Annotated in this window: 17 protein-coding genes; 7 read left to right on the forward strand and 10 right to left on the reverse strand. The window is 35.8% G+C overall.

The window, feature by feature from the left end:
• From DNG35_RS08865 to recA, 3 genes are all read right to left on the reverse strand, one after another.
• A complete protein-coding gene (locus DNG35_RS08865; RefSeq protein WP_111128139.1) occupies positions 1 to 543 on the reverse strand; it encodes an RNA polymerase sigma factor in 543 nt (180 codons plus the stop codon).
• A 14-nt stretch (positions 544 to 557) separates the two neighbouring features.
• Positions 558 to 971, reverse strand: coding sequence for a hypothetical protein (locus DNG35_RS08870; protein ID WP_146228852.1), 414 nt, complete (start codon positions 969 to 971; stop codon positions 558 to 560).
• A gap of 104 nt (positions 972 to 1,075) precedes the next feature.
• On the reverse strand, positions 1,076 to 2,089 hold the full coding sequence (gene recA, locus DNG35_RS08875) for a recombinase RecA (RefSeq protein WP_111128277.1): 1,014 nt from the start codon (positions 2,087 to 2,089) through the stop codon (positions 1,076 to 1,078).
• A gap of 358 nt (positions 2,090 to 2,447) precedes the next feature.
• Between recA and DNG35_RS08880 the strand changes: the two genes are divergently transcribed.
• From DNG35_RS08880 to DNG35_RS08910, 7 genes are all read left to right on the forward strand, one after another.
• Positions 2,448 to 3,500, forward strand: coding sequence for a rhodanese-related sulfurtransferase (locus DNG35_RS08880; protein WP_111128144.1), 1,053 nt, complete (start codon positions 2,448 to 2,450; stop codon positions 3,498 to 3,500).
• Positions 3,501 to 3,595: 95 nt separating this feature from the next.
• Positions 3,596 to 3,898, forward strand: a complete 303-nt coding sequence (locus tag DNG35_RS12155; RefSeq protein WP_146228853.1) for a hypothetical protein — start codon at positions 3,596 to 3,598, stop codon at positions 3,896 to 3,898.
• Between the two features lie 283 nt (positions 3,899 to 4,181).
• Complete coding sequence (locus DNG35_RS08890) at positions 4,182 to 5,372, forward strand: regulatory iron-sulfur-containing complex subunit RicT (protein ID WP_111128152.1); 1,191 nt, start codon at positions 4,182 to 4,184, stop codon at positions 5,370 to 5,372.
• 13 nt (positions 5,373 to 5,385) lie between these two features.
• Complete coding sequence (locus DNG35_RS08895; protein ID WP_111128155.1) at positions 5,386 to 5,874, forward strand: gliding motility lipoprotein GldH; 489 nt, start codon at positions 5,386 to 5,388, stop codon at positions 5,872 to 5,874.
• 4 nt (positions 5,875 to 5,878) lie between these two features.
• Complete coding sequence (locus DNG35_RS08900) at positions 5,879 to 8,200, forward strand: penicillin-binding protein 1A (protein WP_111128157.1); 2,322 nt, start codon at positions 5,879 to 5,881, stop codon at positions 8,198 to 8,200.
• A gap of 12 nt (positions 8,201 to 8,212) precedes the next feature.
• Positions 8,213 to 8,914, forward strand: a complete 702-nt coding sequence (locus DNG35_RS08905; RefSeq protein ID WP_111128160.1) for a CoA transferase subunit A — start codon at positions 8,213 to 8,215, stop codon at positions 8,912 to 8,914.
• A 3-nt stretch (positions 8,915 to 8,917) separates the two neighbouring features.
• Positions 8,918 to 9,574, forward strand: a complete 657-nt coding sequence (locus tag DNG35_RS08910) for a CoA transferase subunit B (protein ID WP_111128163.1) — start codon at positions 8,918 to 8,920, stop codon at positions 9,572 to 9,574.
• Positions 9,575 to 9,605: 31 nt separating this feature from the next.
• Here DNG35_RS08910 and DNG35_RS08915 read toward each other — a convergent pair whose 3' ends face one another.
• From DNG35_RS08915 to nhaA, 7 genes are all read right to left on the reverse strand, one after another.
• The gene (locus DNG35_RS08915; protein ID WP_111128165.1) at positions 9,606 to 10,475 is read right to left on the reverse strand and encodes a sterol desaturase family protein; all 870 of its coding nucleotides are present in this window, start codon (positions 10,473 to 10,475) and stop codon (positions 9,606 to 9,608) included.
• Between the two features lie 3 nt (positions 10,476 to 10,478).
• Entirely contained in the window at positions 10,479 to 12,170 is a 1,692-nt protein-coding gene (locus DNG35_RS08920) for an ABC transporter ATP-binding protein (protein ID WP_111128168.1), read from the reverse strand.
• A gap of 205 nt (positions 12,171 to 12,375) precedes the next feature.
• Positions 12,376 to 13,089 carry a 3'-5' exonuclease gene (locus DNG35_RS08925; protein ID WP_111128171.1) on the reverse strand — a complete coding sequence of 238 codons (714 nt, stop codon included), beginning with the start codon at positions 13,087 to 13,089 and terminating at the stop codon, positions 12,376 to 12,378.
• 86 nt (positions 13,090 to 13,175) lie between these two features.
• Positions 13,176 to 14,285 carry a CNNM domain-containing protein gene (locus DNG35_RS08930; protein ID WP_111128174.1) on the reverse strand — a complete coding sequence of 370 codons (1,110 nt, stop codon included), beginning with the start codon at positions 14,283 to 14,285 and terminating at the stop codon, positions 13,176 to 13,178.
• Between the two features lie 88 nt (positions 14,286 to 14,373).
• Complete coding sequence (hemB, locus tag DNG35_RS08935; RefSeq protein ID WP_111128177.1) at positions 14,374 to 15,360, reverse strand: porphobilinogen synthase; 987 nt, start codon at positions 15,358 to 15,360, stop codon at positions 14,374 to 14,376.
• 47 nt (positions 15,361 to 15,407) lie between these two features.
• Positions 15,408 to 16,313, reverse strand: coding sequence for an oxygen-dependent coproporphyrinogen oxidase (gene hemF / locus DNG35_RS08940; protein WP_111128179.1), 906 nt, complete (start codon positions 16,311 to 16,313; stop codon positions 15,408 to 15,410).
• A 2-nt stretch (positions 16,314 to 16,315) separates the two neighbouring features.
• Complete coding sequence (gene nhaA / locus DNG35_RS08945; RefSeq protein WP_111128182.1) at positions 16,316 to 17,605, reverse strand: Na+/H+ antiporter NhaA; 1,290 nt, start codon at positions 17,603 to 17,605, stop codon at positions 16,316 to 16,318.
• Positions 17,606 to 17,627: the final 22 nt, after the last annotated feature.

Below are 17,627 nucleotides of genomic sequence, written 5' to 3' on the forward strand. Positions count from 1 at the left end.
CTATACCGATTGCGAACTATTATGCTCTTGATTTTCTTCTATTCTCTGTTTTAATATTTTTCTAGCTCTAGCTAAGTTAGACTTTGAAGTTCCTATAGAGATTTTCATCATTTCTGAAATCTCTAGATGTGAAAAACCGTCTAATACATAGAGGGTAAAAACCATACGATACCTGTCGGGCAATTGCTGTATGATTTTTAAGAGAAACTGTAAACTAACATCACTTTCATTTATCACAATATTTTCTTCTTCTACAATTTCTTCGTTTATGATTTCAAAAACATGTTGCTTTCTATATTTTTGAAGCGATGTGTTAATGACAATCCGTTTCATCCAACCTTCAAAAGAACCTTTATGCTTGTACTGATTTATTTTTTTATATATTGTAATAAATGCGTCTTGTAGGTTGTCTTCTGCTTCTTCATAATTACGAGCATATTTTAAAGCAATAGAAAACAGTTTTTGGCTGTATAAATGATAAAGTTTCTCTTGTGATACAAGATCATTTTTTTTACATTTTTCTATTAACTTTTTAAGACTCAAGTGTTTTTTTTGGTTTATTCAATCATCACAGGCACCTGTTTTGTAATGTATTGATTTTCATTATTTTCATTTGTACCAGTGTAAAAATTAAAGATGTAAAAATCACTACGTGTTGGAGTGAAGTCAAAACTTTCTTCTTTAATTTCTTCAATATTTTCACAGTCATCTCTTATCACACGACTATTAATTACTGCAAAATAGAGGTTGTTTTCATCTTTATTGTAATCAAATCCGACAAAAGCTTGACAAGTAGAACTTCTTTGATAAGTTACCAAAATTTCAGCATTTTGATGGAGGTATAAGGTATCAGGTATATCAACGGTCACAGTAGGAACGATTTCATAGGTAAACTCATTATCTATACCATCATCTAATGAACAGCTAAAGAACATTGCCGCAATAAATCCAATTAACCATGCCTTTTTCATAATTTGAGCCTTTTCTTTAGAAGATACAAAAAACACAAAAAGGTTGCGTATAAAAAACCTCGTTTTGTAAAAACGAGGTCTTAAAAATCAAAGTAAATTTACTTTTAGCTTTTTGAAATTTTGATAGCCTCTACAATTTTAGTTTCGATTTCTTCCATCAGTTCCGGATTATCAAGTAGTAAGGTTTTTACGGCATCCCGACCTTGTCCTAATTTGGTATCTTCGTAACTAAACCAAGAACCGCTCTTTTTTACGATTTCGTAAGCAACCCCAATATCTATGATTTCACCAATTTTAGAAATTCCTTCACCGTACATAATATCAAATTCTGCAGTTTTGAAAGGTGGTGCCACTTTATTTTTAACCACTTTTACACGTGTTTTATTACCTACCACATCGCTATTGCTATCTTTTATTTGTGTTGCTCTACGAATGTCTAGTCTTACGGAAGCATAAAACTTTAAAGCATTTCCTCCAGTAGTTGTTTCTGGGTTTCCGAACATGACACCAATTTTCTCCCTCAATTGATTGATGAAAATAACCGTACAGTTGGTCTTGCTTATAGAAGCGGTAAGTTTTCGTAATGCTTGTGACATCAAACGTGCGTGAAGTCCCATTTTAGAGTCTCCCATTTCACCTTCAATTTCACTTTTTGGGGTTAATGCAGCAACCGAGTCAATTACAATAATATCGATTGCACCCGAACGAATTAAATTATCGGCAATTTCTAAAGCTTGTTCACCATGATCGGGTTGAGAAATGATAAGGTTCTCAATGTCAACACCTAGTTTTTCAGCATAAAAACGATCAAAAGCGTGTTCTGCATCAATAAAAGCTGCAATGCCACCCTCTTTTTGTGCTTCTGCAATAGCGTGAAGGGTTAAAGTAGTTTTACCTGAAGATTCTGGCCCGTAAATTTCAATGACACGACCTCTCGGATAACCGCCAACACCTAAAGCTAAATCTAACCCAAGCGAGCCTGTAGAAATGGCATCGACATCTTGCGTCGCTTGATCGCTCATTTTCATCACTGCACCTTTTCCGTAAGTTTTATCTAATTTATCTAAAGTAAGTTTTAAGGCTTTTAATTTGGCTTCTTTTTCGTTGTTTTTGCTCATTATTTCTAGCTTTCTATATTTATATGAAGAGTGGTAAAAATACAATATGTTTTTATCTATTTCAATCTTCGACGCAACCTTTTTTATTTTTTGCATCTACTAAGAAAGCAAAGTGAACATATTTTGAATGAAATATCTCAAAAGAAATATGATTTTTGATGTCAGCAACACATATACCACACAAGCTTGTGTGAGTATTTGTGGGGTTGATGGTGGTTAGCGTTATTAAAAAATTTTTAGGAATGATAAAAATTTAATCAATAACGAATTAGCCCAAAAAATACTTCTACTTACTAGGAGTATTTTTTTTATTACCTTTGCGGTCAAACTTTTGTATAACTTAATAAATTAGTATAGCATGCAACTGTACAATAAACTAAGTGCACAAGAGAGAGCAGAATTATTAGAAAAAGCTGGCGAAGATCGCCTTACGCTCTCTTTTTACCAGTACGCCAAGATTGGCAATCCAGAACTTTTTAGAAATCATTTGTTTGTTCATTGGGACGAAATGGGTGTTTTAGGGCGTATTTATGTTGCTCATGAAGGCATCAATGCACAACTTTCTATTCCAGCAAAAAACTTCGAAACCTTCAAAAGCTTCCTTGACGGAATTTATTTCTTGGAAGGCGTTCGCCTAAATATTGCTATCGAGCACGACACCAAATCTTTCTTAAAGTTAAAAGTAAAAGTAAGGGAAAAAATCGTTGCCGATGGTTTGAATGACGAAACTTTTGATGTTAGAAATATAGGGGTTCACGTAGACGCACAACGTTTTAATGAATTGTCGGAAGACCCAAATACCGTAATCGTTGATATGCGTAACCATTACGAAAGCGAAATAGGTCATTTTAAAGGAGCGGTGACACCAGATGTAGATACGTTTAGAGATTCTCTAGATATTATTGAACAAGACTTAAAAGAACATAAAGAAGATAAAAACCTGGTCATGTATTGTACGGGTGGAATTCGTTGTGAAAAAGCCAGTGCTTACTACAAGCACAAAGGTTTTAAAAATGTATATCAGCTTGAGGGCGGAATTATAGAATATGCCAGACAAGTAAAAAACCAAGGTATAGAAAATAGATTTATAGGTAAAAACTTTGTGTTTGACCATCGCCGTTCAGAACGAATCTCTGAAGATGTGATTGCACAATGTCACCAATGTGGCGAAGCTTGTGATACCCATGTAAATTGTGAGAACGAAGCTTGCCATTTGCTGTTTATACAATGTGAAAAATGTGCTCAAAAAATGGATAATTGCTGTTCTGATGAGTGTAAAGAAGTGAATGCTTTACCTTACGAAGAACAAAAAGCATTGCGTAAAGGCAAACACAACAGCAACAAAATCTTTAAAAAAGGAAGGTCGGAAGTGCTCACTTATAAAAAAGGCGTGAGTGTAGTTAGTTCATAAGCTTTCGCGAAAGCAAAAACAAGCCTCAATAACTTTTTTGTGATTGAGGTTTTCTTTTTTATGTTTAACAACACATTGATTTACAATTAAATAGGATGAGTCTAAGTAAAATAAATTACAAGCTTATTTCAGGAATTATCCTATTTACAATTCCGTTAGCTCTCATGCTTTTTTGGATTAAAACTTTTAACAGCAGTGATTCATTTACTGTTGCAAAAAATGCTTACGCAGACGTTATTCCAGCTTTTTTAGCAAATGCATGGATGAACATATTATTGCTTTTGGTTTCAATAATTTTATTTGTTAAAAGCTTAAATTCTTCAAATAAAATTATAGTTTCAATTCTCATCTGTCTTGCAAGTTTACTCTTATTGTGGCAGTTTTGGTCACTAATGTAATTTTTCTTTTTCATCATTACGTACGTGCATGGTGACAGCCAAAGCTTTATGTAGAATTCTATTTTTTATAATTTACAAATCAGGATGAGAACCTAAAATAACTTCAGATTGATAAATCTCACTTCAAAGCAATAATTCTCATGATTTGCTCTGCGAAAAAATCCACTTTAAGTGAAATTTTATAAGTAGCGTTTAAAATATTGGTATATTTACCCTAAAATAAAATAATTATCATCAATATGCAGTTTTAAAAGTAAACTGACATATTTCAATATATAAAATTATGGCGTGTGCAAGTTGCTCGACCGGCAAAGACGGTCAGCCGAAAGGATGTAAAAATAACGGCACTTGCGGAACAGATAGTTGTAATAAACTTACAGTTTTTAATTGGCTCTCTAATATGGAGCTTCCGCAGGAGCAAGAAGAATATAAAATAGTAGAAGTCCGTTTTAAAAACGGAAGAAAACACTATTACAGAAATACAGAAAATTTATCACTTAGTATAGGAGACATTGTTGCTGTCGAGGCTTCACCTGGTCACGATGTTGGTGTGATAACCCTTACAGGAGAACTGGTTAGAGTTCAGCTAAAGAAGAAAAAAATTAGTGAAAAATCTAACGAGATCTACAAAATTTACCGCAAAGCTTCACAACGAGATATAGACGTTTGGCAAGAAGTAAGAGACAAAGAAGAAAAAGTAAAAGTAAGAGCCAGACAAATTGCGATTAGACTTCAATTGCAAATGAAAATAAGTGATATCGAATATCAAGGCGATGGCTCGAAAGCTACTTTTTATTACACCGCAGAAGAACGAGTAGATTTTAGACAACTCATCAAAGAATATGCACAAGAGTTTAAGGTACGTATCGAGATGAAACAAGTTGGTTTTAGGCAAGAGGCAGCTCGCTTAGGCGGAATTGGTTCTTGTGGTAGAGAATTGTGCTGCTCGACTTGGCTTACCGATTTTAGATCGGTTTCTACATCGGCAGCAAGGTATCAGCAATTGTCGCTCAATCCTCAAAAACTAGCGGGACAATGTGGTAAACTCAAGTGTTGTCTCAATTATGAGTTAGATTCCTATTTAGACGCCTTAAAAGATTTTCCGAAGCAAGATGTAAAGCTAAAAACCAAAAAAGGAACAGCCGTTTGTCAGAAAATAGATATTTTTAAAGGGTTGATGTGGTATGCTTATGAAGGCGAATGGATGAATTGGCACCAGCTTACCACCGAGCAGGTAAAAGACATCATTAAAGAATCCGAAAAAAACAATACCGTAGCGAGTTTGGAAGAATTTGTTTTTGAGGATATCAACACCAGCAATAAAAACAATTTTAGTGATGTTGTCGGTCAAGATAGCTTAACCCGATTTGACCAACCGAAAAGTAAAAAGCGCAGAAAAAATAAGCGTAGAAATAAAAAACATAGAAATAACAAACCACAGTCAAAATCACAAAAGCCAACCAAAAACAATTAATTTTTTGAAAGAAATGAAACAAAAACTCTTCATTTTTTCTATTTTGGGACTTATATTTTGCAGTTGTAGCAACAACCAAGTACAAGATCAGTATAAGGTGATGCCCAACAAACAGTGGCATAAAGACTCGATTGTTAGTTTTAAAATTAACGAAGTTGACAGTATCTCTAAATATAATCTCTTTCTGAATATAAGAAATACGACCGATTATGAGTTTAGTAATATATACCTTATTTCGAGCATCAATTTTCCCAACGGAAAAGTGGTGACCGATACCTTAGAATATGAGATGGCAAATTCAGACGGAAGTTTTATAGGAAAAGAATTTGGTGGTGTAATAGAGAATAAACTGTGGTATAAAGAAAACGTTCAATTTACAGAAGAGGGCGATTATGTGCTAGAACTTAAGCAAGCTGTTCGCGAAAACGGAGCTATAGACGGGCTAAATACCCTTAACGGAATACAAGAAATAGGTTTTAGAATAGAAAAAGTAAATCCATAACAATATGGCTAAAACACAAAACAAAAAAAACACATCAGAAACTTCAAATAGGAAGTATATTCTTTGGTTTTGGAAGATTTTCGGAATCGGATTGTTACTTATCGTCTTCATGTTTTTGCTGGCTGGTTGGGGCGCATTTGGCGAAATGCCAACCTTTGAAGAGTTGGAAAACCCAGAAACCAATCTCGCTACAGAAGTGATTTCTTCAGACGGAGAGACCTTAGGAAAATATTACAACGAAAATAGAACTCCTGTAAGATTTGAAGATTTACCACAACATTTGGTTGATGCTTTAGTAGCGGTAGAAGATGTGAGGTATTATAAGCATTCAGGAGTAGATGCCCGTGGAACCATTCGTGCCGTTGCTTTTATGGGCACAAAAGGTGGCGCAAGTACACTTTCTCAACAACTTGCAAAACAATTATTTCATGGCGAGGGTTCAAAAAACATTCTACAAAGGGTGATTCAAAAAATGAAAGAATGGGTCATTGCCACACGATTAGAACGCCAATACACAAAGAATGAAATACTGGTGATGTATTTCAACATCTATGATTTTAATAACAATGCGGTAGGGGTAAGATCGGCGTCTAGAATTTATTTCGGTAAAGAACCAAAAGAACTAAAAATAGAAGAAGCCGCTGTTTTAGCTGGAATGTTTAAGAACTCATCTTTGTATAACCCTAGAAGAAACCCAGAAGGAGTTACCAACAGAAGAAACCTTGTCTTAACGCAAATGGAAAAGGCAGATTTTATCACTGAAGCAGAAAAAGATTCACTTCAAGCCTTGCCCTTAAAGATAGATTACCATCCTGAGAGTCATCAATCGGGCATTGCCACTTATTTTAGAGCTTATTTGCAAGGATTTTTAAAAGATTGGGCAAAAGAAAACCCGAAAGAAGACGGAGAAGAGTATAACATTTACCGTGACGGTTTAAAAGTTTACACCACTATCGATTCTAAAATGCAACAATATGCTGAGGAAGCGGTAGAAGCACATATGAAAAACCTGCAAGCCGCTTTTGATAAACAAAATAAGAAAAATAAAACGGCTCCTTTTAGAAAAATATCACAAGAGGAGATCGATAGAATCATCAACCGAGCTATTAAAAATAGTGATAGGTATCGAAAAATGAAGGCTAAAGGAATTGATGAAGAAAAGATTTTAGCTTCTTTTGATAAAAAAACCGAGATGTCTGTTTTTACTTGGGAAAACAAAGAACGTTATAAAGATACAATCATGACACCAAGAGATTCTATCTATTATTACAAGTCTTTTTTAAATACTGGAATGATGTCTATGGTACCACAAACAGGTGAGATAAAAGCTTGGGTTGGAGGAATTGACTTTAAATACTTTAAATACGAACATGTACAACAGGCCAAACGTCAAGTTGGTTCGACATTTAAGCCTTTTGTTTATGCTACCGCGATTGATCAGTTGCATTTATCACCTTGCTATAAATTATCAAATACACCGCATACGATTCCTGCAGGTAAACATGGGGTGACCAATGACTGGACTCCTAAAAATTCTGGAGGTCAATACGGCGGAATGGTGACTTTAAAACACGCCTTGGCCAATTCATACAATACAGTAACTTCAAGATTAATTGATAAAACAGGCCCAAAGCCGGTAATAGACTTACTAGAAAAATTGCATGTTGACACCGAAAATATAGACCCTGTTGCTGCCATTGCTTTGGGTTCAGTAGATATTAGTGTATACGACATGGTTTCTGCATACAGTACCTTTGCCAATAAAGGAGTATATGTAAAACCAGTGATTGTTACCCGTATTGAAGACAAAAACGGAACGTTGTTGTATCAAAATGTTCCAGAGAGCAAAGATGTAATTAGTGAGGAGACAGCCTATGTTACCATTAGTTTAATGGAAGGGGTTACTCAAAGTGGTTCAGGACAACGTCTAAAAACCACTTGGTCACCAGGATACTATAAAAATTTAGTTACGGGCCATCCTTACGGTTTTACCAATGCAATTGCCGGAAAAACCGGAACCACTCAAAATCAAAGTGACGGTTGGTTTATGGGAATTGTACCTAATTTGACCACTGGAGTTTGGGTTGGTGCAGAAGATAGGTCGGTTCATTTTCCAGGGATCACTTACGGTCAAGGAGCCACGATGGCTTTGCCTATTTGGGGAACTTACATGAAAAAAGTCTATGCCGATGGTGACTTAGATGTTTCAAAAGAAAATTTTGAAAGACCAGAAGAACTCAGCATCATTGTAAATTGTGAGGAGTATGAAGCTACCGAAGGCGAAGGCGGAGAAGACAGTCAAATTTCAGAAGAAATAGAATTATAAAATCAACTAAAAATGATTAATAAAAAAGTAAATGATGTAGCAGAAGCTCTGCAAGGTGTTGAAGACGGAATGACTTTTATGCTTGGCGGATTTGGACTTTGCGGAATTCCCGAAAATGCCATTTCGGAACTGGTCAAGAAAAATATCAAAGATATTACTTGTATTTCTAACAATGCCGGTGTCGATGATTTCGGATTGGGACTATTATTGCATAAGAAACAAATCAAAAAAATGATTTCGTCTTATGTGGGTGAAAATGCAGAATTCGAAAGACAAATGCTTAGCGGTGAGCTGGAAGTAGAACTAACACCTCAAGGAACTTTAGCGGCAAAATGCCAAGCGGCACAACAAGGCTACCCAGCGATTTATACGCCAGCTGGTTTTGGTACCGAAGTAGCCGAAGGTAAAGAAACACGAGAATTTGATGGTAAAATGTATGTATTGGAAAAAGCTTTTAAAGCTGATTTTTCTTTCGTAAAAGCCTGGAAAGGTGACGAGGCAGGAAACCTTATTTTTAAAGGAACGGCACGTAATTTTAATCCTTGTATGTGCGGATCAGCAAAAATTACTGTAGCTGAAGTTGAAGAGTTGGTTCCAGCAGGAGAATTAGACCCCAATCAAGTGCATATACCCGGAATTTTTGTGCAGCGCATCTTCCAGGGAAAAGATTATGAAAAAAGAATAGAGCAGAGAACAGTTCGACCAAAAAAATAAACTATGGCTTTAGATAAAAACGGAATAGCACAACGTATCGCCAAAGAAGTAAAAGACGGATATTATGTCAATCTTGGGATTGGAATTCCTACTTTGGTGGCCAATTTTGTACGTGACGATATACAAGTAGAATTTCAGAGCGAAAACGGAATTCTCGGAATGGGACCTTTCCCTTTTGAAGGTGAAGAAGACGCCGATTTGATCAACGCGGGAAAACAAACCATTACCGCAATGAAAGGAGCTAGTTTTTTTGACTCAGCAACCAGCTTTGGGATGATTAGAGGGCAACATGTCGATTTGACCATTCTTGGTGCGATGGAAGTAGCTCAGAATGGAGATATTGCCAACTGGAAGATCCCAGGAAAAATGGTCAAAGGAATGGGCGGAGCAATGGATTTGGTAGCTTCTGCGGAAAATATCATTGTGGCCATGATGCACACTAATAAGGCAGGCGAGTCAAAATTGCTTAAAAAATGCAGTTTACCGCTAACTGGGGTAGCATGCGTCACTAAAATCGTTACTAATTTGGCAGTACTTGAGGTGGTTGATGGCAAATTTAAATTACTGGAAAGAGCTCCAGGCGTAAGCGTAGAAGAAATTCAGCAAGCGACCGAAGGCGAATTAATTGTTGAAGGCGATATTCCAGAAATGGTTTTATAATCCATTTGCTTAAAGCGTAAAGGAAATCATTCTATTCTATTTCCTTCTTACTTTTTTCCAAGTTATCAGGCGAAGCAAATAAAATAGCGACAGCCTCTTTTACATTGTCGGCTTCTTTCATGTTGCGAAAGATGTCTGCCCATACGTGAAAAACCAGTTTTATAGGGTTGTAATGTTTGGGCTGTTCTATGATTCCGTAAATGGCTTGTTCATCTTCTTTCTGAAAAGTGCCGAAAATGCGATCCCAAATTATAAAAGTAGAACCATAATTTTTATCAAGGTAATGTGCATTTTTTCCATGGTGCACACGATGGTGGGAAGGCGTTACAAAAAAGAAGCGTATCCATTTGGGTAAAGTTCTTATCAATTCAGTATGTATCCAAAACTGGTATAAAACTGCAATTTGGTGGCATATTAAAAAAACCAATGGGTGAAACCCCATCAAACTTACCGGGATAAAGAAAACCACCTTAATTTGTTGTGTCCATGAAAGCCGAAAAGATGTCGAGAGGTTATATTTTTCTGAATTGTGATGTGTCACATGGGTAGCCCAAAACAGATTGGTTTCGTGACCCAAACGATGCGCCCAATAACGGCAAAAATCCAAGACAAAGAAACAGGCAATAGAAGTGAGCCAATTTACAGGAATACTCCAAGAAATTGAATTATACGCCCATAAAACCAATCCAAACATTAAGGATTTTGTAAATAAACTTTGCAGTATATAGACTAATCCAATGGTTAGCGATGCTAGAAAATCTTTCTTTTCGTAAAGCTCTTTTTTGTTTTTCCAACTAAAGTAAAATTCTGCTAAAGCTAAAGCAATTAAAATAGGTGCGGCATAAAGAATTAGATCTGGTGCGTTTGAGATTACTTTTTCTAGCGTGATTTTTTCTTTCATAAATTATATTCCTTTCGGGATTGCTTCGATAAGTTTTTGTGTATATGCTTTTTCTGGATTGTCGTACATTTTGTCAGCGTCACCTCGTTCTACAATTTCACCTTGGTGCATAACCAGAAGTTGATCTGCCATATATTTTACGACAGCCAAATCATGCGAAATAAAAATATAGGTGAAACCATAGTTTACTTTAAGTCGGTTGAGTAAATTGAGCACTTGAGCTTGTACAGAAATATCCAAGGCAGAAACCGATTCGTCACAAATAATGAGTTTGGGGTTTACTGCAATTGTCCTTGCAATGCCAATACGTTGGCGTTGCCCGCCACTAAACTCATGCGGATAACGGTAAAAATGCTCTTCTTCAAGTCCAACTTCTTTTAAAAGTTCTAAAGCTTTTTGTTCCCTTTCTTTTTTTGTCGGATAAATATTGTGAACTTTCATGGGTTCCATAATTGCATTTCCTACAGAAATTCTAGGGTTTAAAGAAGCAAATGGATCTTGAAAAATCAATTGGATTTCTTTCCGCAACGCTCGTAAACTTTTAGAGTCTAGTTTTGTAATATCTTCTCCTCGGTATTTTATTTTTCCGCCATTGAGAGGTGTCAGTTTTAAAATCACTTCACTTAATGTAGATTTCCCACAACCCGATTCGCCCACCAAACCGAGTGTTTCACCTTCATAAATCTTAAAACTTACTGCATTTACCGCTTTAAAGCTTTCTTTTTTCTGAAATAAGCCTGTATTGTTAAAGTAAATTTTTTCTACGTTTTCTACTTCCAACAATGGAGGTTGACTATATATTTTTTGATGTCTTTTGGCTCGTTCTTGTTGTGTTTCGATCTCAAATTTTTTTCTCTCTCCTAAAAAATCTTTAACGGTTGGCAGTTTTTTTAAACGCTCTTTGGTGGTTGGTTTTGAAGCCAACAAAGCTTGCGTGTACTTTTCTTTTGGATGTTCAAAAAGTTCTTTTGTTGTGTTTATTTCTACAATTTTACCTTGATGCATCACCATAATTCTATCTGCAATTTCAGAAACCAAAGATAAATCATGGGTAATGAATAAGATACTCATTTTATTTTTGGTTTGCAACTCTTTCAGTAACAAAATAATCTCATTTTGTACGGTTACATCCAAAGCTGTGGTAGGTTCGTCGGCAATGAGTAATTTGGGTTCACAGGCAATTGCCATGGCAATCATTACGCGCTGTTTCTGCCCTCCACTTATTTGGTGCGGATAAGACTCATAAATATGTTCGGGTCGAGGTAATTTTACTTGTTTAAAAAGCTCGATGGTTTTTGCCTTGGCTTCTTTTTTGGTTTTGTTGAGGTGTCTGATTATAATCTCATCTACTTGTTTTCCGCAAGTCATCGATGGGTTGAGCGAACTCATAGGTTCTTGAAAAATCATTGATATTTCATTTCCGCGTATGGGATGCATTTCCTTGGAAGGGAGCTGAAGTAAGTCTTGATTTTCAAAAATGATTTCACCAGAATTTATGATTGCATTTTTTGGTAAAAGCTGAAGAATAGAAAGCGAAGTGAGCGATTTTCCAGAACCCGATTCACCAACAACACCTAAGATTTCATTAGGATAAATCTCAAAAGTTATATTTTTTAAAACTTCTCTGGTCAACTTCCCTTCAGGAAAAGCAATAGAGAGATGATTTATTTTTATGATATTTTTAGTTTTTATCATTTTTTGTTATTCAAACCATAATTATTTACCTAAAAAAGTTCTAATATTATTTGGATTGTATTGCTTAAATTTGTTTCTTCGTTATGTAAGCATAATTGTTTACATCTAACATTGGCTTTCGGGCGGTGTTTACAGCTGATTTAAGAACTTAAGCGTAAACATCTTTTTTTCATATGGGTAAAGCTCGGTGAGAACCGAGCTTTTTTTATATCCTAACAATATCATTTTCTTTTAATAAGTTTTGTTGTCTTAGTTTAAGAATAATCTGAGCTATAGCTACGACATCATTTTCGCAATAGGTAACAATACGTTGCAAATCTTCTTCTTCGTAAAAAACACGACCTACATCACTTCCTGAAATATCGGTTTTTGGGGAAGGAATGTCGAGAATATGCGTCAGTAATTCTAAAGAAGTATAGTGTTTGTAATCGCCAAATTTCCATAAATCTAAGGTGTCGAGATGGCTAATTTCCCAAGGTTTTTTTCCGAATAGATTGAGTTTTTCAGGTAGAGAAATATTGTGTATCAACATTCTTCTGGCGATATAAGGAAAATCAAACTCTTTGCCGTTATGTGCACAAAGTAAGTGTTGAGCACCGTTAAAATAATTGTCGATAAGGTCTTTAAAACTATTTAAAAGCTCGACTTCATCTCCAGAAAAAGAGGTGATTCTAAAGGTTTGTTTATCAACTACCTTTTTAAAAAAACCAACGGAAATACAAACAATTTTCCCAAATTCTGCCCAAATTCCAGCGTTTGGGTAAAAGTCTTCCGGAGTTTCACTTTCTGTTCTTCGATAACGTGTTTTGTGGTCCCAAAGTTGTTTCTCTTTTTCAGATAAATCATCAAAACTTCGATGCATCGGAACTGTCTCGATGTCGAGAAAAAGAATGTTTTCGATGTTGAGTTTTTGTAGCATGGTAAGCGATAAGCTACTCTAAAAGTACAAATTTATTTACTTATGAGTTTCTTGAAGTCTATTTTTTCGCTTTCTAATAGGTTTTGCTATTCCTGGTTTTCCTCATCTTTATTGGCCAAACCAATTAAGCCAAGTCTTTTGGCTCTTCGCTCCCAGTTTTTGCGAGCGAGCAATTGCATATCTTCAATGCTGTCGCTTTCATCCATAATTTCCATACCGAGAAGAGTTTCGATAATGTCTTCCATCGTAATGAGACCAATGGTGTTTCCGAACTCGTCGTTGACCATTGCAACGTGAGCTCTTTTTTCTACAAAAAGCTCAAACAATTCTGGAATTGGTGTGTCAGAATTTGCCATCAAGACTTCACGTTTTAGCGAAACCAGACTGTCGCTACCCTTTTCATCGATCATGTGTTCAAGAATATCGTCTTTTAACACAAAGCCCGTAATATTATTGGGTTTTCCTTGATAGATAGGAATGCGCGAAAACTTAAGGTTTTTATTGGCTTCGATAAAACTTTCGATGGTAGTGTTTTGGTCTTCGATAACGGCAACCGAAAACGGAGTCATCACGTCTTTGGCCGTAATTGATTTAAAAATGAGCAAATTTCGAATAAAAGTAGACTCATTATCGGCAAAAACACCTTCTTTTTCTGCAGCATCGGTTATGGCGATAAACTCTTCCCTACTCATGGCTGTTGCATGAGCCGACTTACCGATAAGTTTAGTCGTGAGTAATAAAATCCATAAAACCCCTGTGTATTTTAGAGGAAAAATAATGATTTTAAGCAGAGTTGCTGTAAAACTACCAAGTGATTTCCAGTAACTTGCTCCAATAGTTTTCGGAATAATCTCTGAAAGCACCAAAATTAAAATGGTCATAATTGTAGAAATGATTCCGACAAAATTTATGCCCATTATAGAATACTCATACCCGCTTTCGATAGCGAGTTTTGCAGCTTGATTACCTACTAAAATTGCTCCAACGGTATGTGCAATGGTATTTAAAGTTAAAATAGCGGTTAACGGAACATCGATGTTTTTTTTATATTCTGTAAGTACTTTCGCGTAAGCTTTCCCTTCTTTAGTTTTAACTTTGAGAAAAGTAGGTGTAAAACTTAACAGAGCAGCTTCTAAAATAGAACATAAAAACGAAAAGAAAATAGATATAATGGCGTAAAGAATAAGTAAGGTCATTCTCTTTTTTAGTTTTTAATTTTGTTAAAAATACAAAGGTTTTATCGCTTTATATCAATTTTATACAAATTCTAACAAAAATTGTTAGTTACAACAGCTTAACAACATCTTTTGCAAAGTAACTTGCTATTAGGTTTGCACCAGCTCTTTTTATGGCTAAGGTTTGTTCGAGCATAACGTTATCGTGATCGAGCCATCCTTTTTCTGCTGCTGCCTTGAGCATAGCGTACTCTCCAGAAACTTGATACACAGCAATAGGAGTCGTTACGCGGTCTTTTAACTCTCTTACAATATCCAAATAACACAACCCTGGCTTTACCATTACAATATCGGCACCTTCTTCGATATCCAGCAAGGTTTTTTTGATAGCATCTGTACGATTTGCCGGATCTATTTGATAGGTTTTTTTGTCTTTTGGGATATCCTGAATGTCTTTTGGAGCAGAATCTAATGCATCTCTAAAAGGGCCATAAAATGCCGATGCATACTTTGCCGAATAGCTCATAATGCCAGTGTTGTGAAACCCTTCATCTTCGAGTAGTGAACGGATTTCAAAAATTCTGCCATCCATCATATCACTTGGCGCTACAAAATCGGCTCCTGATTGAGCGTGCGACAAGCTCATTTCTGCTAAAACAGCATTAGTTTCATCGTTCAAAATGCGTCCTTCATAAACAATACCATCGTGTCCGTAAGAAGAATATGGATCTAAAGCAACATCGGTCATTACCAGCATTTCTGGGCAAGCATTTTTTACGGTTTTAATGGCACGCTGCATCAAGCCATCAGGGTTAAGGGCTTCGCTTCCTGAATTGTCTTTTAAATTTTCAGGCACTTTTACAAAGAGCAAAATAGCTTTTAGTCCTAGTTTGTAGAGCGTTTTTACTTCCTTTTCTAGATAGTCTAAGCTATAACGAAAATAATTGGGCATCGATGCGATTTCTTCTTTTACATTTTTGCCTTCTACTACAAACATTGGTACGATAAAATCGTTGGGAGTAATGGTTGTTTCTCTTACTAAACTTCTTATGGCTTCGTTGGTTTTAAGCCTTCTATTTCGTTGTAATGGATACATATTTTGAATATTATAAGTCTAATGTTTTTATTGGGAATGGCTTAGAGTTAAACAACCCATTCTTTAGGATTTTTTAAAACGTTAATCAATGCTTCTTCTCTGCTATTTTTTTCGGGTTCAAAATTATAAACCCATTGCACTTGTGGAGGTAAACTCATCAGGATACTTTCTATGCGTCCGTTTGTTTTTAAGCCAAACAAAGTGCCTTTATCGTGCACTAAGTTAAATTCTACATACCTTCCGCGACGTATTTCTTGCCAGTTACGCTCTTTTTCACCGTAAGGAAGATTTTTTCTTTTCTCAACAATTGGGAGATAAGCGTCTAAAAAATGATTTCCTACTTCGGTGACAAAAGCATACCAATCTGTCATTTGCTTTTCTTCAGTGGCTTTGCAATAATCAAAAAACAATCCGCCAATGCCTCGTGCTTCGTCGCGATGCGCGTTCCAAAAATAATTGTCACAAGCTTGTTTATACTTTTCGTAGAAACTTTTGTCGTGCTTGTCACAAACCGTTTTACAAATGCGGTGGAAGTGTGTAGCATCTTCTTCAAACAGATAATATGGCGTTAAATCTTGACCGCCACCAAACCAACTATCAACTATTTTACCGTTTTTATCGTACATTTCAAAATATCGCCAGTTGGCGTGTACGGTTGGTACAAAAGGGTTTTTGGGATGAAGCACTAAACTCAGGCCACAGGCAAAAAAATCGGCTTCTTCAACATTAAAGTATTGTTGCATCGTTTTGGGGAGAGCACCGTGAACAGCAGAAATATTTACGCCGCCTTTTTCGAAGACATTTCCTTTTTCAATAATTCTAGTTCTGCCACCACCGCCTTCTTTTCGTTTCCATAAATCTTCCCGAAATTTTGCTTTACCATCTGTTTTTTCTATGGTTGCGGTAATTTCATCTTGCAGGTTTTGTATGTATTGATAGAAGGTGTCTTTCACAATTACTTTTTAAATTTTAAAATAATAAATCCTATGATTGCTGAGATTAATGATCCTAATAAAATACCTATTTTGGCAGAATCGATATAAGCGAGTTCTTCAGCAAACGCTAAGCCGCCGATAAAGATAGACATTGTAAATCCGATACCTGCCAAAAAGGAAACGCCTATGATATTCCACGTAGAAATATCTGATGGAATACTGATAAGCTTCACTTTATTGGCTAATAAAACCAACGCTGTAATACCAATGCTTTTACCTAAAATCAAGCTGATAACAATAGTGGTTACTAAGTTAAGTTCTAGTGACTCTAAATTATTAATGACAACACCTGCATTGGCAAACGCAAAGACAGGAATAATTAAGTAAGCCACCCAATCGTGCAGGTTGTGTTCCATACGTTGTAAAGGCGATTGGTATTTGTATGTCCAATCTTCTAAATCATCTATTTGTTGAATTTGTTCTTTCGATAAAATCGGCTTCTTAAGTATCGAAGCTTGCTTTATGCTATCGGTGATACGTACAAGACTTTCTATAAATTCTGAAGTATCTACTTTTTGTTTAATAGGAACAGAAAATGCCAATAAAACTCCTGCTAATGTTGGGTGTATCCCAGCTTTTAAAAAGAGTATCCAAACGACAACTCCTAAACAAATGGTTAAAAATTTTGAGTAATAACCTCTATAAGACAACAGGTATAAAAAGGCAAGTAAAGCCAAGGCTATACCAAGCAAGTATATTTTTATGGCTCCGCTGTAAAAAATAGCAATTACCAAAACAGCACCTAAGTCATCTACAATGGCAAATGCCGTTAAAAACACTTTTAAGCTTAAAGGAATACGACTTCCTAACGCGGTAAGTATGGCAAGAGAAAATGCAATATCAGTAGCCATTGGAATGCCCCATCCTTTTAGCGTTTCAGGGTTGTTGTTTAATAGAAAGAAACATAACACTGGAATTGCCATTCCGCCAAAAGCACCAACAAGCGGGAATCCTATTTTTTTGGGAGAATTAAGTTCGCCAATAAGAAATTCGCGTTTTATTTCAAGACCAATCAAAAAGAAAAATATGGCCATTAACCCATCATTAACCCATAAAATCAAAGGTTTGTTGAGTTCAAATCCTTCTGTAGAAAAACCAACCTTATAATCCCAAAGCGTTGCGTAGCTATCGGCAAATGGGGAATTTGACCAAATAAGTGCTAAAAGTGTGGCAATAACCAATAACAAACCACTTAAACTTTCAATTTTTACGAATTTTTGAAATGGAGATAATATTTTTTGCTTTGCCATAGTTGTGATTTTACTTTGCAGG

The organism is Mesonia sp. K7 (assembly GCF_003233725.1).
Classification (GTDB): Bacteria; Bacteroidota; Bacteroidia; order Flavobacteriales; family Flavobacteriaceae; genus Mesonia.